Genomic DNA, 21597 nt, shown 5'->3' on the forward strand with positions numbered 1-21597 from the left:
CCGCTGGCCGGCGCGGCCACGCCATTGAACGGGAGTGCGGTACATGGACTTCGAGATTCCGGAGGCGCTGATCCATCCCCTGCTGGCGATGATCGAAACCGGGTCGCCGCTGGCACGGCAGCTGCAGCAGCATGGCGTGTGCCACGGCAACATGCTGGTGTCGAGCCAGCTGTTCGATGCGCAGGCGCTGACTTCGCTCTACACGTTGAGCAAGACCCAGAACGAGCGCGCGCTGATGTTCCAGATGCTGGCGCTCGACAACATCTACAACGCGCCGCAGGCGCGCGAGATCCCGGGGCTCGAGCAGCTGGTGGCGGGGCTGGTGGCCTACCTGTCGCGCGATGCCATCGACGGCTGGCTGTACCAGCGCAACCGCGACGGCGTGCTGCTGCCCTGGCTGGTGCGCCGCATGCGTTATGTCGCACCGGAGCAGGGCCTGTCCTACGTGGTGGTGGACCTGCTCGCCAACACCATGCAGTCGGCCAACTCGGCGCTGACCGACCACCACCTGCGCCGCTCGGGCATGACCACTTCGATGGTGATCACCCGCGACGATATTGCCAACCGCACCATCCCGGAGCTGCTGGCCGAATTCGGCTTCTACAAGGAATGCGCGGAATTCCGCCAGGAATATGAACAGCACGCGCAGCGCTTCGTTCGCTACCAGCGCGGCTTCGGCGCGCAGTTCATGGCGACGCGCGCGGCGTTCTCGCTCGATGCCAAGGGTGTGGCGGAGCTGATTCCCATTGCCGACGCCGCCGGTGCGCGCTGCGTCAACGACGAAGAGCGGCTGGAGCGCCGTTTCGAGATGACCTGCGACCCGTCGTTCTGGCGCGACGCGGGCATCATGGAAGGCTTCGAGCGCGTGCCGCTGCATGGCTACGTGCACCTGTACCACCTGGAGTGGCACCGCAATATCTGGGTCCACGTGCAGCATCTGGCCGAGTACCGCTACCTGCCCGCGCTGCGCGAGAAGCTGGTGCTGCCCGCGCACCACCGCGACCTGATCGACATCCTGACCTCGCACATGGACATGCTGGCGCCGGACTTCGTGCCGGGCAAGTCCGGCGGCACCACCATCCTGTGCCAGGGCGCGCCCGGCCTTGGCAAGACGCTGACCGCCGAGGTCTATGCCGAGGTGGTCGGCAAGCCGCTGTACCGCGTGCACTCCGGGCAGCTGGGCACCACCGCGGCTTCGGTGGGCGCCACGCTGATGACCATCCTGCGCCGCGCCATGCGCTGGAACGCGATCCTGCTGCTCGATGAGGCCGACGTCTATATCCGCCGCCGCGACAACGACCTCGAGCACAACGCCATCGTCGCGGAGTTCCTGCGCACGCTGGAGTACTTCACCGGCCTGCTGTTCATGACCACCAACCGCATCGGCGACGTCGACGATGCCATCCTGTCGCGCTGCATCGCCACCATCCACTACACGACGCCGTGCCGGGAAGATGCCGTGCGGCTGTGGCGGCTGCAGGCGGCGCAGTTCGGCGCGGAACTGGACGATGGCCTGATCGATGCGCTGACCGACGCCTACCCCGCAGCGAGCGGGCGCGACATCAAGGAGCTGCTGAAGCTGGCGACGCGCTATGGCAAGGCCAAGGCGATGCCGCTGTCGATGGACGTGTTCCGCCTGTGCGGGCAGTTTCGGGGGATCGGCTGACGGCCCGGCATGCCGGCAAGGGGAGGGCGCGGGTATGATGGCGCATCCGTCCAGGCAACCGCCCCCCAACATCTCCGATGCGCCTCGACCCCGCCGAACTTAATGGGCTACGTCCCTACCTGTTGCGCTTCGCGCGCCTGCAGTTGCGCGACGAGGCGGTGGCCGAGGATGCCGTCTCGGAAACCGTGCTCGCGGCACTCGAGCATCCGGAGCGCTTTGCCGGCCAGTCGGCGCTGCGCACGTACCTGGTCGGTATCCTGAAGCACAAGATCATCGACGCGCTGCGCAGCGGCAAGCGCGAAGTCAGGCTGGCGCTGGCCAGCGACGGCGATGGCCAGCCGCAATCCGACGACGATGCCTTCGACGCGCTGTTCACGCGCAACGGCCACTACCAGGATCCGCCGTCCGACTGGGGCGACCCGGAGCGCGCGTTCGAGCGCCGCGAGTTCTTCGAGATCCTGCAGCTATGCGTGGACCGCCTGCCGCCGCGCACGGGCCGCATCTTCATGATGCGGGAATGGCTGGAGCTGGACACCGAAGAAATCTGTCAGCATTTGCAGATCAGCGCGACCAATGCCTGGGCGATGCTCTACCGTGCCCGCATGCGCCTGCGCGAATGCCTGGAACTGCACTGGTTCGGCCAGCGCGGCCGGCCCGGCAAGGCGGGTTGAGCCCCACTACACGCAAGGCCATGGACTGACATGCCGGAAACTCCACCCTCCCGCTCCCCGCGCCGGCTGCTGCCGGACTGCGAGGAGGTCCACCATCTCACCATGAAGAGCCTGGACCTGCCGCTGTCATGGACGGAGCGGCTGCGTGTGCGCTCGCACCTGGCGATCTGCGATGCCTGCACCCGCTTCAGCGCGCAGATGCGCACGCTGCGCGAAGCCATGCACAGGCTGGGGCGCGAAGAATGACGAAAGCCAGCGCTTGCGCTGGCCTTCTTGCTGATACGTGATGCGGGGCCGCTCAGGCGCGGGCGCCTTCGCCGTAAGGGTCGAACTTGCCGGCGCGGCTGCCTTCGGTAAAGGTGTCGAAGCTGCGCGCGGGCGTGGCCGACACGCCGCTGCGATCCAGGCCGGCCACGGTGCGGGCACCCTCGGTGAAGGGGGCGGCCTTGCCGGTACGGGCACCATCGGTAAAGGCGTCGTGGCTGCGGAAGTCATAACCATACTTGTCCCCGGGCACGGTGCTGCGGAAGCTGTAGCCATACTTGTCGCCGGGCAGTTGATCGGCAGCGGTGGCGGCTTGTGCGGCGCCGAGGGCGGCCAGCGACAGGAGCACGGCGGAAGCGAAGCGGGCGGTCTTGGTCATGGTGGTTCTCCGTCAGTTTGTTGAATTTGTCAGAAGGCGTTGCTTTGTGCGCGTGCCGTTCATGTACGGAACTATAGGAGTCACCGTCCGACGCAAGCGGTGGCTTTGTCGGATCAGTTATTCAAAAATACTGAATAAAGGAATCCGCCCGCCGCGCCGACCAGGCCATGACGCAAATGTAATGACCCCGTTGCCGGAATGCCGGTCGCGCCTCGGTTAAACTTGCGACTCGCTGCCGGCGCTCCCGCTTGTCATGCCTGCAGCGCAGACCTCACGATTCATGCAACGGCTCCTGCTCGTCCTCCTTGCGCTCGTCCTGCCGCTCCAGTTCGCCTGGGCGGGAGCTGCCGCGTATTGCGGGCATGAGGTCGCGGCTTCGGCCAAGGCCCATTTCGGCCACCATGAGCACCGCCACCAGGCCGCTGGCGGCAAGCAGGACCAGCCCGCCGAGCCTGCACCGGACAAGGCGAAACTCAACCTGGCCGACACCGACTGCGGCGTCTGCCATATCGCCTCGCTGCCATTCGCGCGGGCCGATGCGCAGGACGTGCCTGCGCTGCGCCGCGTGGAACTGGCGCCGCCGGTGCCGCAACCCCGCTTCTCCTCGCACAGCGCACGGGCGCCCGACCGCCCGCAGTGGCCACGTCTCGCTTAGCCGGCGAGACGACGCTTCCCCGCTTTCCTGATCCTTGCCGATCGCCTGCTGGCGTCATGACCGCATGACGCCAGGCGTCTCGCCGAATTCTCCCGGTTATTTTCTGGTGCAATTCGATGCGAAGACTTTTGCTGCCGCTCGGGCTGGCGGCCGCGTTATCCAGCCCTTTCCCCGGCGTCGCGCAGACGCCGCCCGCCGCCGTGGCGCCGCCACCGGCGCCCGCGCCGGCCGGCGCACCGCAGCCGGCGGAGACACTGACCCTGGAAACCGCGCTGGCGCTGGCCGAAGCCGGCAGCTTTACGCTGTCGGCGGCGGGCAAGGAGCTGGACGCCACCGAAGGCGACCTGATCCAGGCGCGCGTGCGGCCCAACCCGGAACTGGCGGTGTCGATGGAAGACACGCGCAAGGCTTCGCGTTCGACCACCGGCCAGGTCAACCTGCCGCTCGAACTTGGCGGCAAGCGCGCCGCGCGCATCGGCCTGGCCGAGCGCGGGCGCGAGCTGGCGCAGGCTGAACTGGGCGGCACCCGTGCCGAGCTGCGCGCCGCGGTGATCGCCCGCTTTTTCGGCGTGCTGGTGGCGCAGGAGCGCGTCAGGCTGGCCGAGGGTTCGGTCGGCATCGCCAGCCAGGCCGCCGCCGCCGCGGGCCGGCGCGTGGCCGCCGGCAAGGTGGCGCCGCTGGAAGCCACGCGCGCCAGGGTGGAGCAGGCCAACGCCGAGCTGGAGCTGGCCGAGGCCACCGGCGCGCTGCAGACCGCGCGCCAGGCGCTGGCCGCGCTGTGGGGCGATACCGTGCCGGGCTTTGCGCAGGCGCAGGGCGATCTCGATGCGCTGCCGTCGCGGCCCGCGCCGGCCGCCTTGCAGGCCGCGCTGGAAGACTCGCCGCTGCTGGCGGCAAGCCGCCTGTCAGCGCAGCGCAGCCGTGCCGAAGTGGCGGTGCAGCGCAGCCGCCAGTATCCCGACGTGACCGTGAGCCTGGGCGCCAAGCGCGACAACGAGGCCAACCGCAACATGGCGGTGCTTGGCGTGGCGATTCCGCTGCCGCTGTTCGACCGTAACCAGGGCAACCTGTACGCGGCGCTGCGCCGGGCCGACCGTGCCCAGGATGCGCACGCCGCCACGCGGGTGCGCCTGCAGGGCGAACTGCAGCAGGCTTCGACGCAGCTGTCGGTGTCCCGCGCCGCGGCGCAGACGCTGCAGGCCTCGGTGCTGCCGGCGGCCGAGCAGGCCTACGCCGCCGCCGCGCGCGGGTTCGAGGCCGGCAAGTTCAATTTCCTCGACGTGCTGGACGCCCAGCGCACGCTGTTCCAGGCGCGCATCCGCTACCTGGACGTGCTGGCCCGCACCTATGACGCCGCGGCCAGCATCGACCGCATCCTCGGACACTGATACGGAAGCCGCAGACATGGCAATGACCAAGCAACAACGGGCCGCGGTGGCGGCCATTCTGGTCGCGGGGCTGCTGGGCAGCGCGGCGATCCTGTTCACCGGCAAGGGCGGCAGCGCTACGGAGGAAGCCGGCCATGGGCATGCCGAACCTGGCGACGGGCATGATCACGGCAAGGAAGGCGACACCGCGGCACGGCACGCCACGGCGGCCGGGCGCGCCGGCGCCAGCGTTCCGGCGGCGCAGCCGGCAGCCGCAGGCAAGCCGCACGTGATTGCGCTGACGCCCGCGCAGATCGGGCAGGCCGGCATCGGCATGGCCACCGCCGCGGCGGCGGCGCTGCGCAGCAGCGTCGACTTTCCCGGCGAAATCCGTTTCAACGACGACCGCACCGCGCACGTGGTGCCGCGCGTGGCCGGCGTGGCGCAGGCGGTGCCGGCCAACCTGGGCCAGCCGGTGCGCAAGGGTGAAGTGCTGGCGCTGATGGCCAGCACCACGGTGGCCGAGCAGCGCAGCGAACTGCTGGCGGCGCAGAAGCGCGAGGCGCTGGCGCGCGCCACCTACGCGCGCGAGAAAACGCTGTGGCAGGAGAAGATCTCCGCCGAACAGGACTACCAGCAGGCGCGCACGGCGCTGGAAGAGGCGCAGATCGCGGTGCAGAACGCGCGCCAGAAGCTGACCGCGATCGGCGCCGCCGAGCGCGGCGCGGGCGGTGGCGGGGCGCTGAACCAGTTCGCGCTGCGCGCGCCGTTCGACGGCATCGTGGTCGAGAAGCACCTGGCGCTGGGCGAGGCGGTCAAGGAAGACGCCAGCGTCTTCACCGTCTCGGACCTGAGTTCGGTATGGGCCGAGTTCGTGGTGTCCGCGCGCGACCTGGACCGGGTGCGGGTGGGCGAGGCGGTCACGGTGCGGTCCAGCGCTTCCGCGACGCAGGCGGAGGGCAAGGTGTCCTACGTCGGCGCCTTGCTGGGCGAGCAGACCCGCACCGCCAAGGCGCGCGTGACGCTGGCCAATCCGGGCACGGCGTGGCGCCCCGGGTTGTTCGTCACGGTCAGCGTGCTGGGCGCGCCGGAGCAGGTGCCGGTGACGGTGGCGGCCGAGGCGGTGCAGCAGGTCGACGGCCAGAGCGTGGTGTTCGTGGCGGTGCCCGATGGGTTTGCCGTGCAGCCGGTCAGGACCGGCCGCAGCGACGGCAAGCTGGTGGAGGTGAGCCACGGCCTGCAGGCCGGCGCGCGCTACGCCGCGACCAACAGCTTCATCCTCAAGTCCGAGCTGGGCAAAGCCAGCGCCGGGCACGAGCACTGAGCGGGAGGCGCGCATGTTCGAACGCCTGATCCGCTTTGCCATTGCACAACGCTGGCTGGTGCTGCTGGCGGTGCTGGGCATGGCCGCGCTGGGCCTGTACAGCTACACCCGGCTGCCGATCGACGCGGTGCCCGACATCACCAACGTGCAGGTGCAGATCAACACCGCCGCGCCGGGCTATTCGCCGCTGGAGACCGAGCAGCGCATCACGTACCCGGTCGAGACCGTGATGGCGGGCCTGCCCGGGCTGGAGCAGACCCGCTCGCTGTCGCGCTACGGGCTGTCGCAGGTGACGGTGATCTTCCGCGACGGCACCGATATCCACTTTGCGCGCCAGCTGGTCAACCAGCGCATCCAGCAGGCGCGCGACCAGCTGCCCGCCGGCATCGCGCCCGCGATGGGGCCGATCTCGACCGGGCTCGGCGAGATCTACCTGTGGACCGTCGAGGCCGACCCCGGCGCGCGCAAGACCGATGGCACGCCCTACACGCTGTCGGACCTGCGCGAAATCCAGGACTGGGTGATCCGGCCGCAGCTGCGCAATGTGCCGGGCGTGACCGAGGTCAACGCCATCGGCGGTCATGCGCGCGCCTATGTGGTGGCGCCGGACCTGGCTCGCATGGCGTCGCACGGGCTGTCGCTGGCCGATGTGGTGGGCGCGCTGGAGAAGAACAACGACAACGTCGGCGCGGGCTATATCGAGCGCCGCGGCGAGCAGTACCTGGTGCGCGTGCCGGGCCAGGTGCGCTCGCTCGACGACATCGGCGACGTGATCGTCGGCACCGCGCAGGGCCAGCCGATCCGCGTGCGCGACGTGGCCACGGTGCAGACCGGCGGCGAGTTGCGCACCGGCGCGGCCACCGAGAACGGCCGCGAGGTGGTGCTGGGCACCGTGTTCATGCTGATCGGCGAGAACAGCCGCACGGTGTCGCAGGCGGTGGACCGCAAGATGGCCGAGATCAACCGCACGCTGCCGGCGGGGGTGAAGGCCGTCACCGTGTACGACCGCACCACGCTGGTCGACAAGGCCATCGCCACGGTCAAGAAAAACCTGCTGGAAGGGGCGGTGCTGGTGATCGCCATCCTGTTCCTGTTCCTGGGCAACCTGCGCGCGGCGCTGATCACCGCGCTGGTGATCCCGCTGTCGATGCTGTTCACCTTCACGGGCATGGTGCACTACCGCATCAGCGCCAACCTGATGAGCCTGGGCGCGCTGGACTTCGGCATCATCGTCGACGGCGCGGTGGTGATCGTCGAAAACTGCGTGCGCCGGCTGGCCCACGCGCAGGCCAGCCAGGGACGCGCGCTCACGCGCGACGAACGCCTGCACGAGGTCTTTGCCGCGGCGCGCGAGGCGCGCCGGCCGCTGCTGTACGGGCAGCTGATCATCATGGTGGTGTACCTGCCGATCTTTGCGCTCACCGGCGTCGAAGGCAAGATGTTCCATCCGATGGCCTTTACCGTGGTGCTGGCGCTGCTGGGGGCGATGGTCCTGTCGGTGACCTTCGTGCCCGCGGCGGTGGCGCTGTTTATCGGCAACCGCGTGGCCGAGCGCGAGAACCGGCTGATGGCGTGGGCGCGCCGCCGCTACGCAATGCTGCTGGAGCGGGCGCTGGCCGCCACGCCGGTGGTGCTGGCCGGTGCCGGCGTGGCCGTGGTGTTATGCCTGGCGATGGCCACGCGCCTGGGCAGTGAATTCGTGCCCAGCCTCAACGAAGGCGACCTCGCGCTGCAGGCGCTGCGCATTCCCGGCACCAGCCTGACGCAATCCGTGGCGATGCAGCAGCAGGTGGAAACCGCGCTCAAGGCCAGGTTCCCGGAGATCGAGCGCGTCTTTGCCCGCACCGGCACCGCGGAGATAGCCTCGGACCCGATGCCGCCGAATATCTCCGACGGCTACATCATGCTCAGGCCCGAGGCGCAATGGCCCGAGCCGCGCCGCACGCGCGATGCGCTGATCGCCGCGATCCGCGCCGAAGTGGGCAAGCTGCCGGGCAACAACTATGAGTTCTCGCAGCCGATCCAGCTGCGCTTCAACGAGCTGATCTCGGGCGTGCGCTCCGACGTGGCGGTCAAGGTGTTCGGCGACGACAATGCGGTGCTGGAGCAGACCGCCAGACAGATCGCCGCGGTGCTGCAGGGCATCCGGGGCGCGGCCGAGGTCAAGGTCGAGCAGACCACCGGCTTGCCGATGCTGACGGTGCAGATCGACCGCAACCAGGCCGCGCGCTACGGGCTGAACCTGCGCGAGATCCAGGACGCGGTGGCGATCGGCATTGGCGGCAAGGTCTCCGGCACCTTCTTCAGCGGCGACCGGCGCTTCGATATCGTGGTGCGCCTGCCTGAGGCCGTGCGCGCCGACGTGGACACGCTGCGGCGTCTGCCGGTGGCACTTCCCAGGGACGCCGGCGCGCGCACCAGCTATATCCCGCTGAGCGAAGTCGCCAGCGTGGAGATCGCGCCGGGCCCCAACCAGGTCTCGCGCGAAAACGGCAAGCGCCGCATCGTGGTCAGCGCCAATGTGCGCGGGCGTGATATCGGCAGCTTCGTGCCCGAGGCCGAGGCCGCGATCCGCGCGCGCGTGCCGGTCCCGGCCGGCTACTGGACCAGCTGGGGCGGCACCTTCGAGCAATTGCAGTCCGCCACCGCGCGGCTGCGCGTGGTGGTGCCGCTGGCGCTGGGGCTGGTGTTTGTGCTGCTGTTCGCCATGTTCGGCAATGTGAAAGACGGGTTGCTGGTTTTCACCGGCATTCCGTTCGCGCTGACCGGCGGCATCCTGGCGCTGTGGCTGCGCGGCATCCCGTTGTCGATCTCGGCGGCGGTGGGGTTTATCGCGTTGTGCGGGGTCGCGGTGCTCAACGGGCTGGTGATGCTGTCGTTCATCCGCTCGCTGCGCGAGGCCGGCCACGGCCTGGACCACGCCATTCGCGAGGGCGCGCTGACGCGCCTGCGCCCGGTGCTGATGACGGCGCTGGTGGCCTCGCTCGGGTTCGTGCCGATGGCGCTGGCCACCGGCACCGGTGCCGAGGTGCAGCGGCCACTGGCGACGGTGGTGATCGGCGGCATCCTGTCGTCGACGGCGCTGACGTTGCTGGTGTTGCCGGTGCTGTACCGGCTCGCGCACCGCAACGACGAGCCGGTGACGGCGGCGGTGCGGGGCGCAGGGGAGCTGGCTTGAAACCGATCGCTGACCTTATCGGGGCGTACCGGGCAGCGCGCCGGGTGTCAGCACGCTCCACCCGGAGACGCCGCTCGACGTGGTCCGGCGCTGGCTCCTGAGGACGCTGTTCTGGTCGAACTCGAACAGCACCGTCGAAGACCGGATCGCGCCGCCGGAGAACAGCGGCCCGATGAACGGAATGAAGCTCTCCGGATGGGGCTGCGACGTCGCAAACGAATAGACCAGAATGGTGGACCCGTCGTGCAGCGTGGCCCGCGACGACGGCGGTCCCAGCTGCGCGGTGACTTGGTCAAGGGTGGAGAAGCCGGGCAGGAAGTTCGACAGTTGCTCGGGCTTCACGTCGACGCCCGTCGACACGCATGCCGACAACAGGGTGCCAGCCACAACCAGTGCGTGAACACGCTTCATGTCGCCACCGCCGTACTTGGTCCGGCGTGGTCTGACAACGTGGGGAAGCCATGGTGCCAGCGTTGCCGCCCCGGGGGCGCGGCACGCCGTGCCTGAAGCATACATCCATTTGCGGGCCCGCATTCGACAGTTCACGCCGCCATGAAGCTTTGCCCGGCCGCCGGGCGGCATGATGCGCATGTGCGCCGGACACCGCGGCGCGCAGATCGCCGCCACCGCGGCACCCACCTTTCGCGCCACCATGAACCAGAGCCGCATTGCAGAGAGGGCTGAGACCGCCGGGATTGACCCGCTGAGCGCCGTCACCCATCCCGACCCGTACCCCTATTACCGGGAACTGGCCGCCAGCCGGCCGTTCTTCCGCGATGCGCGGCTGGGCCTGTGGGTGGCGGCCGGACCGGTTGAAGTCGCCGCCGTGCTGGCGCATCCCGACTGCCGCGTTCGGCCGCCGGCGCAGCCAGTGCCGCCGCCCCTGGCCGGCACCGCCGCGGGCGCGCTGTTCGGCCGGCTGGTGCGCATGAACGACGGCGCCGGGCACGCACCGCTGAAGGCCTTGCTGGTGCCGATGCTGGCGGCCATCGATCCGGCCGCGGCAGCGCAGCGGGCCGGCGTGCTCGCGCGGCTGGTGGAGCCGGACGATGCGCTGCGCACCGCGATGTCCGGCGACCGCGTCAACCGCTGGCTGTTCACGCTGCCGGTGGTGACGCTGGCGGATCGGCTTGGCCTGCCTGTAGCGGATGCCGCGAGCGGGCGCGGCAACGCTGTGCAAGTCGCCCACCATGTCGTGGCATTCGCCGCGGCGCAATCGCCATTGGCCGATGCGCAGGCGGTGTCGGCGGGTGCCGAGGCGGCGCAATGGCTGGGCCAGTGGCTCGCCGGCCTGCCGCCCGCCGGGGGGCCGCTGCAGGGCCTGCGGGATGCCGCCCAACGCGCGGGCATCGACCCGCAAGCGGTGGCCGCCAACATCATCGGCCTGCTGGTGCAGGCTTGCGAAGCGACCGCCGCGCTGGCGGGCAATACACTGCTGCGGCTGGGACGCGGCGGATCCCCGAGCGATGCGCTGGAGCACGTGGTGGCACGGGTCGCGCAGGACGATCCGCCGGTGCAGAACACGCGCCGCTTCCTCGCCGTGGATAGCGAGTTGTGCGGCCACGCCGTCAAGGCCGGGGACACGGTGCTGGTGCTGCTGGCCGCGGCCTCGTGCAGCAGCCCCGCGGACGATGCGCGGGCGTGGACCTTCGGCCATGGCCGCCATGCGTGTCCCGGCGACAAGCTCGCGCAGGCGCTGGCCGCCGCCACGGTGGCGGCGCTGCGTGCGCGGGGCGCCGATCCGGCTGCGCTGGCGCGCGCATTCCGCTATCGTCCGTCGCTGAACGCGCGCATTCCCCATTTCCTTTGATACTACGGAGACACCAATGATCGCCGTCATCTTCGAGGTCGAGCCCGCACCGGGCCGGCAGGAAAACTACCTCGACATCGCCGCGCACCTGCGCCCGCAGCTCGAGGCCATCGATGGCTTTATCTCGGTGGAGCGCTTCCAGAGCCTGACCAACCCCAACAAGCTGTTGTCGCTGTCGTTCTTCCGCGACGAAGCCGCGGTGATCGCCTGGCGCAATACGCTGGCGCATCGCCAGGCGCAGGCAGCGGGGCGCGGCGGCGTGTTTGCCGGCTACCGGCTGCGCGTGGCGCAGGTGCTGCGCGACTACGGGCTCGATGCGCGCGATGAGGCGCCGGCGGACAGTCGCGCGGTGCACGACCGCCACGCCGGCTGAAGGGGTGGCGATGACGATGGAATCGATCGCCACCCAGGCCGCCTTTATCGGCCTGACCTTCCTGCTGGCCGGCTTCGTCAAGGGCGTGGTGGGACTGGGCCTGCCCACGGTCGCGGTGGGCCTGCTCGGGCTGGTGATGCCGCCCGCGCAGGCGGCGGCGCTGCTGGTGGCGCCGTCGATGGTAACCAACGTGGTGCAGCTGTTCAGCGGCCCGCGCTTCGGCCTGCTGGTACGGCGGCTGTGGCCGATGCTGGCGGCAATCTGCGCCGGCACCTGGCTATGCGCGGCCCTGGTGCCGGCCGGCATGATGACGCACGCGACTGCCGCGCTCGGCGTGGCGCTGGTGCTGTACGCGGTGGTGGGGCTGGCGGCAGTGAAGCTGACGGTGCCGGCCGGGGCGGAACGCTGGCTGGGGCCGCTGGTGGGGCTGGTGACTGGCGGCATCACCGCGGTGACAGGCGTGTTCGTGATTCCGGCCGTGCCCTACCTGCAGGGGCTGGGGCTGGAGAAGGAAAGCCTGGTGCAGGCGCTGGGCCTGTCGTTCACGGTGTCGACCATCGCGCTGGCGGTCAGCCTGGCGCTGGGCGGGTCGCTGTTGCACATGCCGGTGCTGGGCGCGTCGGCGCTGGCGCTGGTGCCTGCGCTCGGCGGCATGTTCCTGGGCCAATGGCTGCGCCACCGGATCAGCGCCGAGCGGTTTCGCAAGCTGTTTTTCTGCGGGCTGCTGGTGTTGGGCGGGGAGCTGGCGATGCGTGGGGTGTCATGAAGATGTGCTCCCCGCTCCCGCAAGCGGGAGAGGGAGTACCCAAGCGATGTTGGAAGTTTCCCGGTCGTGGAAATATCTAGCGGCTTGCCTGCACCGTGCGGCCATTCAGCGGCTGCACCGGTCGCGCGTTCATCGGATAGAGCCGGCGGAACGCCGCCAGCTGCGCCGGCGAGACTTCCACGGGCGTCTTGAGCACCTGCCAGCGCACGTCTTCGCTGCACGGCGGCGTGGTCAGCGAACCGGTGAAGGCCCAGTAGGCCTGCTGCGCCGGCAGCATGGCCGCCACGTCCAGCGGCGCGGCGAGTTCGCGCGATGCGCCGGCGCTGTCCGGCAGGCTGGCAAAGACGGGTTTGAGCGCGGCGTTCTCGCGGCCCGACTTGAACAGCACCGCCACCACCGCCAGCTTGCCCTCGGCATTCTGGTGCACCAGGTGCGCCACCAGCGGATAGGTCTTGCCGTTGATCTTCTCTTCGCTCGGCGTGTGGAAGTGGAACTGCAGCAGCTTGTAGGGCACGCCGTCCAGTTCAATCTGTCCGGCCGCGGGCAGGTTGACCTGCACGGTATGGCCGTTGTTGACGACCGTGCCGGACGCCGCGGCGTAACCGAAGCCGATCGGCTTCAGGTCCGCGGGGCGGGCCTTGCCGGTGCGGATGTCGATGGGCGACTGGTGCTTGCCCAGCGCGCAGGTCTGGTAGGCCTGGTCCAGCTCGGCCCAGTGGCTGGTGCCGGTGGGGCCGGTGTAGCTCCAGTGCGCGTCGTTGCCGGCCCATGCGGCAGGTGCAAGCAAGGCGGCGCAAACCGTGAAAAGCGACAGCTTGGTGTTCATGTGTCGATGCGTCCTCGTGTTGGTAACCCCTTGTTTTCCGACGTGGTGTTATCGAGCTGTCCCAGTCTTGAATACCGGGCGCGGGCCCGGGCCAGAAATCATGCAGCAAAACTGCGGGCGGGCGAATAAGGCATTGCTGAATTCCGGTCTGCACTGCGCTTATCGCAAGTACGGGCTGCATGCGGGCCAAGCATTGATGCATGGCGCTCATGCCGTCACGCGAGCGACATCAAGCCGACATATCGGCCCACCACCATGGCGCATTGCCCAACTCCAGGAACCCTGCAATGCGCCTGAGCGTCTTTTCTTCGCGCCGGTCCCGCGCGGCATTGGCCAGCGCCGCGGTGGCGGCATCACTGCTGGCAGCATGCGGCGGCGACGACAACGACAACGCCGCGGTCACGCCCGCGGTCACCGCACCCACGCTGGTGGGCCGCGCGGTCCTGCCCGCTGCCACCTTTGCCAGCGGTCCGCAGTCGGGGCGCTATGTCACCGGCGATCTCAACGGCCAGGTCGCGCCGTTCGCTTCGCAGCCGGTGCAGGGCTTCTCGGCGGTGCTGCGCAACCCGGATGGCAGCTTCATGGTGATGGCCGACAACGGCTACGGCTCGCTGGAGAATTCGGCTGACTTCCACCTGCGCGTCTACACCGTAGCGCCCGCGTTCAAGACCGCGGCCGGCGGCGCGGGCAGCGTGGCGGTGCGCAGCTTTATCGAACTGAAGGATCCGGACCAGCATGTGAAGTTCGCGATCGCGAACCAGTTCACCACCGAGCGCGTGCTGACCGGCGCCGACTTCGATATCGAAAGCATGCAGCGCGGCAGCGACGGCACGCTGTGGTTTGGCGATGAGTTCGGCCCGTTCCTGCTGCATACCGATGCCAACGGCGTGCTGCTGGAAGCGCCGATCCCGCTGCCGGATTTCGAGAACGCCGGCAAGGAGATCCGCTCGCCGCAGAATCCGTTCAACGAAGAGGCCACGCCGGTGCGCATCATGAACGCCGTGCGCGCGCATGCGTTTGCGCACGGTGGCACCCGCGCGCCGGTATTCGCGCCGTACTACGTGCAGCTCAAGTACGACGTCAACGGCGTCAGGTCGAGCCCCGACGCGCACTATGCACGCGGCAGCAACCCGCAGCCGGGGCTGACGCCGGCGGTGTCCGACACGCTTGACGTGGCCTCGGTCAAGGCCGCGGGCTACAGCGTGGTCACCTGGACCGTCAACGACAGCGCGAAGATGACCGAATTGCTGAAGGCGGGCGTCAACGGCATCATCTCGGACCGGCCCGACCTGCTCTATGCCGCCGTGGCCGCCTACGATGCCAACGGCGACGGCAAGGCCGGCGACTACCTGAGCGCCGACGGCCTGATCGATGCGGCGAAGTTCGACGCGCAGGGCCACCGTGGCGCGCGCGACCTGCGCCCGGAGAACACGCTGCCGGCGATGGAAGCGGCGCTGGACCACCTGATGACCACGCTGGAGACCGATGCCGGCATCACCGCCGACGGCGTCGCGGTGCTCAAGCATGATCCCTATATCGAATCGGTCAAGTGCCGCCGCGCCGATGGCGCGCCCTACGGCAGCGCCGACGAAGTGCTGATCCGCAACCTGACCGCGGCGCAGATCCAGTCCACCTATATCTGCGACAAGCTGTTCCGCGGCCCGAGCCAGCGCAACGATGCGGCGCTGTCGCCGGTGTCGGCGGCGGTCGCGGCCGCGAAGGGCTACGCCAGCCCGTACGTGGTGCCGCGCGTGCAGGATGTATTCGACCTGGTCAGCGCCTACGTCGCCTACTACAGCACTGGCGCCGGCAAGGGCCATGCGCAGGCGGCGCAACGCGTGAAGAACGCGCAGGCCGTGCGCTTCAATATCGAAACCAAGATCAACCCGCGCAGCGACAAGGACGTCAAGGGCAACGTCTACAAGGACCGCACCGTCGGCGCGGAGCAGATGGCCGATACCCTGGCAGGCGTGATCAGTGCCGCCGGCATGACGCAGCGCGCCGATATCCAGAGCTTTGACTTCCGCACGCTGCTGCGCGTACAGGAGAAGTTCCCGGCGATCCGCACGGTGTACCTGTTCGGCGACTTCCCGATCTATGGCGACGCGGCCAACAGCGACGACGGCACCAACATGCAGGACGAAGCCGGCGCCAACACGCCGTGGATGGCCGGCCTGTACTGGCCATACCGCGCCACCGCGATGTCGCATCCCATGCGCGCGAAGCGCTCGGGCGGCTTCGAGGGCATGGCGATCAGCCCGGACGGCAAGAAGCTCTATCCGCTGCTGGAACTGCCGCTGGCCGGCCACGACGGCAAGACGCTGCTGATCTCCGAGTTCGATATCGCCAGCCGCAAGTACACCGGCGTGCAGTACAAGTACCGGCTCGACGACAAGGGCACCAATATCGGCGACTTCATCCTGTTCAACGGCACCGAGGGCATCGTCATCGAGCGCGACGGCTCGCAGGGCGACCAGAACGGCTTCAAGAAGCTGTTCCAGGTGACGCTGGGCCAGCCGGGCGACTACGTCGCCAAGGCCGAACTGGCCAACCTGATGGCGCTGCGCGACCCGGCCGGCATCAGCGCCGGTGGCGCCGCCGGCGACGTGGCCGTGGGGGATCCGTTCGGCATGCCATTCAATACCATTGAAGACGTGCTGGTGCTGGATGCGACCACGCTGCTGGTGATCGACGACAACAACTTCCCGTTCAGCGTGGGGCGGCACGTCGGCAGCAAGATGCCGGATGACAGCGAGTTCATCCAGATCCGGCTGCCGAAAGCGCTCAAGGTAGGGGGTTAAGGGAACCCCGGGGCAAAAAAGAGGAAGGTGCGCGGGCGTCCCCGCCCAGGCGGGGATGTCAGCCGGACCGCGCGCCGGCGTGTGCCCGTTCCAGTTGGGCGCGCACCGCGGAGATATGATCGCCCGCCTTATCGACGGCGCTTTCCAGAGCGCTGGTGCTGCAGCCGAGCTCCCTGCACCAGTACTGCACTTCGAGCGGATCCGTCAGGTTGATGCGGCCCGGATCCAGGGGCCTGAAATCGCTTGTCACATCGCTCATGCTTGCCTCCGGTTCGTGTCTCGTTGCGACACGGCCCTTGCATTGTAGGCAGTCATCCGAAACGCGTCGCATGCAAGGCGTGCTGCGCCAGGGCATATGATGTAGCGGTTACCCAGCCGACAGGATGCCGCATGCCCCGCTCGCCCGGCGCAAAACTCTGGTCCACGCTGAACAAGGCCGCCGCCCGCAATGCGCGCCAGATGCAGCGCGCCGTCAACAAGAACCTGACCAAGCCGATGACCGAGGCCATCGTGCGCAACGCGGTGAAGCAATCCGCTGCAGTCACGGCCGCGACGCAGCGGGCGTTGTCCGGCGTGGTCTCGCCGGTGGAGGCACCGCAAAGCCGTGGCAGCGGACGCTGGAAGGAGGGCGCCTGGGGGGCGCCGCTGGCGCCGCGCCGCTACCGCATCTTCGTGCCGGCCGGCGCCACCGCGTCACGGCGCGCGCCGATGCTGGTGCTGCTGCACGGCTGCGGCCAGGACGCCGCCAGCTTTGCCGCGGTCACGCGCGCTGCCGCCGTGGCGCGCGAATCGGGCTGGGTGGTGCTGCTGCCCGAGCAGTCGTCGCAGGCCAATGCGCAGCGTTGCTGGAACTGGTTCCGGCCCGCCGCGCAGGGCACCATGGAAGCCGGGCTGCTGATGGCGCTGGTCGACCAGGCCTGCCGGCGCCATCCGGTGGCGGCGGACCGCATCAGCGTACTGGGCCTGTCCGCCGGCGGCGCAATGGCGCTGATGCTGGGGCTGCGCTATCCGTCACGCTTCGCCGCGGTGGGCTCGCACTCCGGCGCGGTGCCATGGAGCGCCACCAACGCCGCGCAGGCGACGCGCGCCATGCGCGGGCAGCGCGGGCCCGATGCCAAGGCCATGCAGGCGCTGCGGATCGGGCTGGCGGGGCGGCGCCCGCCGCCCTTGCTGCTGCTGCATGGCGATGCCGACCACGTGGTCGACTTCAGCAACGCCACCGCCACGGCCGGCATGTGGATGCACCTGCAGCCCGAAGGCGGGCTTGCGCTGACCGGCGTGCCGGCCCGGCGTATCCAGCGCGGCATGCGCCGCGCCATCGATGTGTTCGACTGGACCGAAGGCCGGTCGCCCTATCTGCGGCTGGTGCGGATCGAAGGACTGGGCCACGCGTGGAGCGGCGGGGCCGGCGGGCATGCCTTCTCCGATTCGGCGGGGCCGGACGGGCTGAAGCTGGCGTTGCGGTTTTTTCTGGCGGCGGGAGCTTAGAGGAACGGCGATTGCCGCGGGACCATGGGTGGCCTAAACTAAGTAGACTTAGTTTATCGGGGTGAATCGTGCAAACCATTAACATCCATGAGGCCAAGACCCATCTTTCACGGCTGGTCGATCAGGCGGCCAACGGCGAGCCTTTTGTGATTGCCAAGGCTGGCAAGCCCCTTGTCAAGGTCGTGCCGCTGAATGCGCCCGCGGAAGGCCAAATCAAGCGGTTGGGATTCATGGCTGGCCAGGGGCAGGTGCCCGATGATTTCGATCGCATGGGCGAGCGGGAAATTGAAGCCATGTTCGGCGGCGAGTCATGAAGCTGCTGCTCGATACCCACCTATTGCTGTGGATGGCATTGACGCCTTCGCGTCTCCCGCTGGACGCGCAGTCGCTAGTGAGCAGAGATGACACGATGCTTTTTTTCAGCCCGGCCAGCCTGTGCGAGGTCGCGATCAAGCAGGGGCTTGGGCGCGCAGACTTCCAGGTCAATGCCCGGGTCCTGCGCAGAGGCTTGCTGGATAACGGCTACATTGAACTGCCCATCCGCAGCGATCATGCAGTAGCGATCGATTGTCTCCCCCCGATTCACAAGGATCCATTTGATCGGCTTCTCGTTGCCCAGGCGACCGTGGAGGGCGTGACGCTGCTGACCTCGGACCCGCTCGTTGCCCAATACCCGGGGCCCATTCGACTAGTCTGATCGCAGCTAGCAAAGCCTCACAGGCTCAAACACCACATCACTCGTCGGACAAGCCACGCAGGGCAATATCAGCCCCTCGTCCTTCTCGTCCGGACTCAGCCCCGGCCATTCAATCAGGTAGCGGATCGTCCCGGCGTGCAGCCGGCTGGCACAGGCGCGGCAGGTGCCGTTGCGGCACGAATTAGGCAGCGCCACGCCTTCGAGCAATGCGGCCTCCAGCAGGCTCAGCGCCGCCGGCGCCGTGAAGGGGGTACAGCCCGGCAGCACCTGTGCGGTGAATTCGGCGCTTTCGACTGAAGCGTCCAAGTCAGTCATGGCTGTCATCCTCCACCTGCGGAAACCGGGCGCGTCCGTGGGTGGCGTCCCGCAACGCGTCGCGCGCGGTGTCGAGCTGTGTCGCGGGCATGCGCAGCACCAGCGTGGCGAGCGCGCCGTAGCCGGTCTCGGCCAGCGTGCAGCCCGGCGGCGCGTCGTAGTCGAGCCAGCGGCGCACACGTGGCTCGTCGGCGTAGTCGACGGCCACCGTCAGCGTCCCGTAGGCAATGCGTTCCACGCGCTCGGCCGCTTTCAAGGCGGCCGCAATCGCGTCGGTGTAAGCCCGTACTAACCCGCCTGCCCCCAGCTTGACGCCACCGTAATAGCGCACGACTGCCGCCAGCACGCCGTCGAGATCATGGTGGCGCAGCACTTCCAGGATTGGCCGCCCGGCGGTGCCGGAGGGCTCGCCGTCGTCGGACATGCCCGAAGCGCCGCCGGCCAGCAGCGCCCAGCAGACGTGGGTCGCGGTGGGGTGCTCGGCCCGCAGCGCCTGCAGCGCGGCCATGGCGGCATCGCGGTCGGCAACCGGCGTCGCCAGCGCCAGGAAGCGGCTCTTGCGGATCTCGATCTCGGCGTGGACGGGGGTGGCTAGCGTGTAGGTGGGCAAGTGCAGCGGCGCAAGGGGCAGGGAATCCGCGCCGGCCAGGCCGCGGAAAGCAGGCAGAAGTGTACCGCAGCCGGTCGGGGGGGCCTTGGGGCTGCGGCCGTTGTGTTGCATCGTCAACTTCCTGTCACAAAGCGGGCCTACGATCCGGCCCGGACGTGCGCAATGACGCCCGCCGCCCGCCTGTGCCAACAGGTGCCCGGTTCCGCGTGAGGGACTGGCGCAAACATGCAGTGAACCATCCCTTTCCTTTCCCCGGATCGAAAACATGCCTGAACAACCCAATGTTGGCCGCCGCAAGGCCCTGAAGCTGCTGGCCGGCGCGCCGATGCTGCCGCTGGGCCTGGCCTCCACCAGCCTGCTGGCAGGCTGCGGCGGTGGCGATGACGCCGTCGTGCCGGCACCCGCGCCGGCGCCGGCCCCGGCGGCCACGTTCACCACCGCCGAGTTCGTCCCGATGAGCGCGCCGACGCTGGCCACGCCGGAGGCGATGGCGACCACCACGGTAGGCTCGAGCCTCAAGCTGTCGTTCAGCGACGGCAGCACCCAGACCTACAAGCTGGCCTACCAGCCGTTCTTCATCACCGGGGACACCGTGCCCGACGGCAAGGGCGGCACCATCCTGGCGGGCGGCTACTACGACATCAACAACCAGCCGATCATCGATACCTCGGTGGCCGGCAAGGAACGCCAGTTCTTCTCCGACGCGCCCGACGGCAGCTCCCTGCTGACGCTGGCCAACCCGACCGTGCCGGGGGTCAAGGGCAACACGGTGTTCGCGGTGGTGCAGTTCGAATACACCACGCGCAACCAGAACAACGTCAGCATGTACGGGCTGCTGCCGTCGCCGATCGCGGTGCTGACGCTGGACCAGGACCCGGCCACCGGCAAGCTGACCCTGGTCAAGTACCACAATGTCGACACCTCGGGCGTCAACGGCCTGTGGATCACCTGCGGCGCCAGCCTGTCGCCGTGGAACACCCATCTGTCGAGCGAGGAGTACGAGACCGACCTGATGGATGCCAACGCGGTCAAGCAACTGCAGGGCTACAGCCAGAACCTGTATGGCGACCCCGCCCGCGCCAACGCCTACCATTACGGTCACCTGCCCGAAGTCACGGTCAACCCGGACGGCACCGGCACCATCAAGAAGCACTACTGCCTGGGCCGCATCTCGCACGAGCTGGTGCAGGTGATGCCCGACGAGCGCACCGTGCTGATGGGCGACGATGCCACCAACGGCGGCCTGTTCCTGTTTGTCGCCGACCAGGCGCGCGACCTGTCCGCCGGCACGCTGTACGTGGCCAAGTGGCACCAGACCTCAGGCGCAGGCCCGGGCAGCGCCACGCTGTCGTGGATCCGGCTCGGCCACGCCACCAGCGCCGAGATCCGCGCGCTGGTCGACGGTGGCATCCGGCTGGCCGACATCATGGATGTCAAGACCGCCGACCCGGCCGACGCCAGCTACACCCGCATCCTCTACAACGGCAAGCAGAACTGGGTGAAGCTGATGCCGGGCATGGAAAAGGCCGCGGCGTTCCTGGAAACCCACCGCTACGCCGCGCTGGTCGGCGGCAGCCTGGGCTTTACCAAGATGGAAGGCACCACTGTCAACATCAAGGACAAGAAGGCCTATTCGGCGATGTCCCGGATCGAGTCGAGCATGCTGGCGGGCAATGCCGCCAATGCCGGCGATATCCAGGTCGAAGGCCCGTACTCCGGCGCGGTCTATGAACTCAACCTGAAGGGCGGCCAGGCCGACAAGACCGGCGCGGCGATCAACAGCGAATGGGTGCCGGTCGACATGGCCGCGGTGCCCGCGCTGGTCAGCGAAGACCTCGGCGGCGGCAAGATGAAGCAGCAGGACGCGCTCGGCAACTTTGCCAACCCCGACAAGGTGGCCACGCCGGACAACCTGAAGTTCTCGGAGAAGCTGCGCACGCTGTTCGTCGGCGAAGACAGCAACACCCACGTCAACAACTTCCTGTGGGCGTACAACGTCGACACCAAGGTGCTCAGCCGCGTGCTGTCGTGCCCGGCCGGCGCCGAATCGACCGGCCTGCATGCGGTGGACGAGATCAACGGCTGGACCTACGTGATGAGCAACTTCCAGCACGTTGGCGACTGGGAATCGCCGCTGCACGACAAGGTGAAGGCGCAGCTCGATCCGCTGGTGCGCGCCAACTACAAGGATCGCTTCGGTGCCGCCGTCGGCTACCTGACCGGCGACCCGACCGGCGTCAGGCTGGCCAAGGCCTGACGCGCGGCAGCGTGCGGCAATAAGGACGGCGGGCTTCGGCCCGCCGTTTGCATTGGCACGCGCTCAGCTGCCATCCGCCTCCCGGTCCGTTAACACGCAGCGCCGGTTCACGCGAGCCGGGGTAACCCGCATCCGTTGCAAGCGTCGCAG

Annotated in this window: 21 protein-coding genes; 15 read left to right on the top strand and 6 right to left on the bottom strand. The window is 68.8% G+C overall.

Translation table 11 applies throughout. The annotated features are described in order from the left end of the window. Window positions 1-43 precede the first annotated feature (43 nt). The 3 genes from ACOCMH_RS04125 (at window position 44) to ACOCMH_RS04135 (ending at window position 2583) form a co-directional block, all read left to right on the top strand. On the top strand, window positions 44-1666 hold the full coding sequence (locus tag ACOCMH_RS04125) for an AAA family ATPase (protein WP_427307908.1): 1623 nt from the start codon (window positions 44-46) through the stop codon (window positions 1664-1666). 77 nt (window positions 1667-1743) lie between these two features. Further along, a complete protein-coding gene (locus ACOCMH_RS04130; RefSeq protein WP_427307909.1) occupies window positions 1744-2337 on the top strand; it encodes a sigma-70 family RNA polymerase sigma factor in 594 nt (197 codons plus the stop codon). A 30-nt stretch (window positions 2338-2367) separates the two neighbouring features. After that, window positions 2368-2583 carry a zf-HC2 domain-containing protein gene (locus ACOCMH_RS04135; RefSeq protein WP_427307910.1) on the top strand — a complete coding sequence of 72 codons (216 nt, stop codon included), beginning with the start codon at window positions 2368-2370 and terminating at the stop codon, window positions 2581-2583. Window positions 2584-2635: 52 nt separating this feature from the next. Here ACOCMH_RS04135 and ACOCMH_RS04140 read toward each other — a convergent pair whose 3' ends face one another. Further along, entirely contained in the window at window positions 2636-2980 is a 345-nt protein-coding gene (locus ACOCMH_RS04140) for a hypothetical protein (protein WP_427307911.1), read from the bottom strand. A gap of 280 nt (window positions 2981-3260) precedes the next feature. On the opposite strand from ACOCMH_RS04140, the gene czcI reads away from it, so the two are divergent. The 4 genes from czcI (at window position 3261) to ACOCMH_RS04160 (ending at window position 9504) form a co-directional block, all read left to right on the top strand. Beyond that, window positions 3261-3635: a cation efflux protein, CzcI family gene (gene czcI / locus ACOCMH_RS04145; RefSeq protein ID WP_427307912.1), complete on the top strand. Its 375-nt coding sequence runs from the start codon at window positions 3261-3263 to the stop codon at window positions 3633-3635. 116 nt (window positions 3636-3751) lie between these two features. Then, a complete protein-coding gene (locus ACOCMH_RS04150) occupies window positions 3752-5023 on the top strand; it encodes a TolC family protein (RefSeq protein ID WP_427307913.1) in 1272 nt (423 codons plus the stop codon). Between the two features lie 16 nt (window positions 5024-5039). Beyond that, window positions 5040-6326 carry an efflux RND transporter periplasmic adaptor subunit gene (locus ACOCMH_RS04155; protein ID WP_427307914.1) on the top strand — a complete coding sequence of 429 codons (1287 nt, stop codon included), beginning with the start codon at window positions 5040-5042 and terminating at the stop codon, window positions 6324-6326. Window positions 6327-6339: 13 nt separating this feature from the next. After that, window positions 6340-9504 carry a CusA/CzcA family heavy metal efflux RND transporter gene (locus ACOCMH_RS04160; protein ID WP_427307915.1) on the top strand — a complete coding sequence of 1055 codons (3165 nt, stop codon included), beginning with the start codon at window positions 6340-6342 and terminating at the stop codon, window positions 9502-9504. Between the two features lie 15 nt (window positions 9505-9519). Here the strand turns inward: ACOCMH_RS04160 and ACOCMH_RS04165 are convergent, their stop codons facing one another. After that, window positions 9520-9915: a hypothetical protein gene (locus ACOCMH_RS04165; protein ID WP_427307916.1), complete on the bottom strand. Its 396-nt coding sequence runs from the start codon at window positions 9913-9915 to the stop codon at window positions 9520-9522. A gap of 241 nt (window positions 9916-10156) precedes the next feature. Between ACOCMH_RS04165 and ACOCMH_RS04170 the strand changes: the two genes are divergently transcribed. The 3 genes from ACOCMH_RS04170 to ACOCMH_RS04180 are packed head-to-tail and all read left to right on the top strand — an operon-like array spanning window position 10157 to window position 12453. Continuing rightward, a complete protein-coding gene (locus ACOCMH_RS04170; protein ID WP_427308351.1) occupies window positions 10157-11314 on the top strand; it encodes a cytochrome P450 in 1158 nt (385 codons plus the stop codon). A 16-nt stretch (window positions 11315-11330) separates the two neighbouring features. Further along, window positions 11331-11687 carry an antibiotic biosynthesis monooxygenase family protein gene (locus tag ACOCMH_RS04175; protein ID WP_427307917.1) on the top strand — a complete coding sequence of 119 codons (357 nt, stop codon included), beginning with the start codon at window positions 11331-11333 and terminating at the stop codon, window positions 11685-11687. Window positions 11688-11697: 10 nt separating this feature from the next. After that, entirely contained in the window at window positions 11698-12453 is a 756-nt protein-coding gene (locus ACOCMH_RS04180; protein ID WP_427307918.1) for a sulfite exporter TauE/SafE family protein, read from the top strand. 76 nt (window positions 12454-12529) lie between these two features. Here the strand turns inward: ACOCMH_RS04180 and ACOCMH_RS04185 are convergent, their stop codons facing one another. Then, complete coding sequence (locus ACOCMH_RS04185) at window positions 12530-13279, bottom strand: carbonic anhydrase (protein ID WP_427307919.1); 750 nt, start codon at window positions 13277-13279, stop codon at window positions 12530-12532. Between the two features lie 287 nt (window positions 13280-13566). Here ACOCMH_RS04185 and ACOCMH_RS04190 point away from each other — a divergent pair, with 287 nt between their 5' ends. Beyond that, window positions 13567-16080: an esterase-like activity of phytase family protein gene (locus ACOCMH_RS04190; protein WP_427307920.1), complete on the top strand. Its 2514-nt coding sequence runs from the start codon at window positions 13567-13569 to the stop codon at window positions 16078-16080. A gap of 58 nt (window positions 16081-16138) precedes the next feature. Here the strand turns inward: ACOCMH_RS04190 and ACOCMH_RS04195 are convergent, their stop codons facing one another. Continuing rightward, window positions 16139-16339 carry a DUF3606 domain-containing protein gene (locus ACOCMH_RS04195; RefSeq protein WP_427307921.1) on the bottom strand — a complete coding sequence of 67 codons (201 nt, stop codon included), beginning with the start codon at window positions 16337-16339 and terminating at the stop codon, window positions 16139-16141. Window positions 16340-16470: 131 nt separating this feature from the next. On the opposite strand from ACOCMH_RS04195, the gene ACOCMH_RS04200 reads away from it, so the two are divergent. From ACOCMH_RS04200 to ACOCMH_RS04210, 3 genes are all read left to right on the top strand, one after another. After that, window positions 16471-17568 (top strand): extracellular catalytic domain type 1 short-chain-length polyhydroxyalkanoate depolymerase, encoded by a 1098-nt coding sequence (locus ACOCMH_RS04200; protein ID WP_427307922.1) that lies wholly within the window; start codon window positions 16471-16473, stop codon window positions 17566-17568. Window positions 17569-17636: 68 nt separating this feature from the next. Then, window positions 17637-17882, top strand: coding sequence for a type II toxin-antitoxin system Phd/YefM family antitoxin (locus ACOCMH_RS04205; RefSeq protein ID WP_116297039.1), 246 nt, complete (start codon window positions 17637-17639; stop codon window positions 17880-17882). Further along, complete coding sequence (locus ACOCMH_RS04210) at window positions 17879-18265, top strand: type II toxin-antitoxin system VapC family toxin (RefSeq protein WP_427307923.1); 387 nt, start codon at window positions 17879-17881, stop codon at window positions 18263-18265. Before ACOCMH_RS04205 ends, ACOCMH_RS04210 begins: the two co-directional genes overlap by 4 nt. A 6-nt stretch (window positions 18266-18271) precedes the next feature. Here ACOCMH_RS04210 and ACOCMH_RS04215 read toward each other — a convergent pair whose 3' ends face one another. Together ACOCMH_RS04215 and ACOCMH_RS04220 are read right to left on the bottom strand one after the other, a co-directional pair. Then, the gene (locus ACOCMH_RS04215) at window positions 18272-18580 is read right to left on the bottom strand and encodes a 2Fe-2S iron-sulfur cluster-binding protein (RefSeq protein ID WP_427307924.1); all 309 of its coding nucleotides are present in this window, start codon (window positions 18578-18580) and stop codon (window positions 18272-18274) included. Further along, entirely contained in the window at window positions 18573-19190 is a 618-nt protein-coding gene (locus ACOCMH_RS04220; protein WP_427308353.1) for an IMPACT family protein, read from the bottom strand. Before ACOCMH_RS04220 ends, ACOCMH_RS04215 begins: the two co-directional genes overlap by 8 nt. A 265-nt stretch (window positions 19191-19455) precedes the next feature. Between ACOCMH_RS04220 and ACOCMH_RS04225 the strand changes: the two genes are divergently transcribed. Next, window positions 19456-21447 carry a PhoX family protein gene (locus ACOCMH_RS04225; RefSeq protein WP_427307925.1) on the top strand — a complete coding sequence of 664 codons (1992 nt, stop codon included), beginning with the start codon at window positions 19456-19458 and terminating at the stop codon, window positions 21445-21447. Window positions 21448-21597: the final 150 nt, after the last annotated feature.

The organism is Cupriavidus sp. H39, from assembly GCF_050271075.1.
GTDB lineage: Bacteria > Pseudomonadota > Gammaproteobacteria > Burkholderiales > Burkholderiaceae > Cupriavidus > Cupriavidus necator_B.

What these genes read in the sequence shown, in the direction of transcription:
- ACOCMH_RS04180 (WP_427307918.1), top strand. Translation starts at nt 11,698, where the DNA reads ATGACGATGGAATCGATCGCCACCCAGGCCGCCTTTATCGGCCTGACC.
- ACOCMH_RS04185 (WP_427307919.1), bottom strand. Translation starts at nt 13,279, where the DNA reads ATGAACACCAAGCTGTCGCTTTTCACGGTTTGCGCCGCCTTGCTTGCA.
- ACOCMH_RS04195 (WP_427307921.1), bottom strand. Translation starts at nt 16,339, where the DNA reads ATGAGCGATGTGACAAGCGATTTCAGGCCCCTGGATCCGGGCCGCATC.
- ACOCMH_RS04200 (WP_427307922.1), top strand. Translation starts at nt 16,471, where the DNA reads ATGCCCCGCTCGCCCGGCGCAAAACTCTGGTCCACGCTGAACAAGGCC.
- ACOCMH_RS04215 (WP_427307924.1), bottom strand. Translation starts at nt 18,580, where the DNA reads ATGACTGACTTGGACGCTTCAGTCGAAAGCGCCGAATTCACCGCACAG.
- ACOCMH_RS04160 (WP_427307915.1), top strand. Translation starts at nt 6,340, where the DNA reads ATGTTCGAACGCCTGATCCGCTTTGCCATTGCACAACGCTGGCTGGTG.
- ACOCMH_RS04140 (WP_427307911.1), bottom strand. Translation starts at nt 2,980, where the DNA reads ATGACCAAGACCGCCCGCTTCGCTTCCGCCGTGCTCCTGTCGCTGGCC.
- ACOCMH_RS04210 (WP_427307923.1), top strand. Translation starts at nt 17,879, where the DNA reads ATGAAGCTGCTGCTCGATACCCACCTATTGCTGTGGATGGCATTGACG.
- ACOCMH_RS04130 (WP_427307909.1), top strand. Translation starts at nt 1,744, where the DNA reads ATGCGCCTCGACCCCGCCGAACTTAATGGGCTACGTCCCTACCTGTTG.
- ACOCMH_RS04135 (WP_427307910.1), top strand. Translation starts at nt 2,368, where the DNA reads ATGCCGGAAACTCCACCCTCCCGCTCCCCGCGCCGGCTGCTGCCGGAC.
- ACOCMH_RS04155 (WP_427307914.1), top strand. Translation starts at nt 5,040, where the DNA reads ATGGCAATGACCAAGCAACAACGGGCCGCGGTGGCGGCCATTCTGGTC.
- ACOCMH_RS04165 (WP_427307916.1), bottom strand. Translation starts at nt 9,915, where the DNA reads ATGAAGCGTGTTCACGCACTGGTTGTGGCTGGCACCCTGTTGTCGGCA.
- ACOCMH_RS04225 (WP_427307925.1), top strand. Translation starts at nt 19,456, where the DNA reads ATGCCTGAACAACCCAATGTTGGCCGCCGCAAGGCCCTGAAGCTGCTG.
- ACOCMH_RS04125 (WP_427307908.1), top strand. Translation starts at nt 44, where the DNA reads ATGGACTTCGAGATTCCGGAGGCGCTGATCCATCCCCTGCTGGCGATG.
- ACOCMH_RS04170 (WP_427308351.1), top strand. Translation starts at nt 10,157, where the DNA reads ATGAACCAGAGCCGCATTGCAGAGAGGGCTGAGACCGCCGGGATTGAC.
- czcI (WP_427307912.1), top strand. Translation starts at nt 3,261, where the DNA reads ATGCAACGGCTCCTGCTCGTCCTCCTTGCGCTCGTCCTGCCGCTCCAG.
- ACOCMH_RS04175 (WP_427307917.1), top strand. Translation starts at nt 11,331, where the DNA reads ATGATCGCCGTCATCTTCGAGGTCGAGCCCGCACCGGGCCGGCAGGAA.
- ACOCMH_RS04190 (WP_427307920.1), top strand. Translation starts at nt 13,567, where the DNA reads ATGCGCCTGAGCGTCTTTTCTTCGCGCCGGTCCCGCGCGGCATTGGCC.
- ACOCMH_RS04150 (WP_427307913.1), top strand. Translation starts at nt 3,752, where the DNA reads ATGCGAAGACTTTTGCTGCCGCTCGGGCTGGCGGCCGCGTTATCCAGC.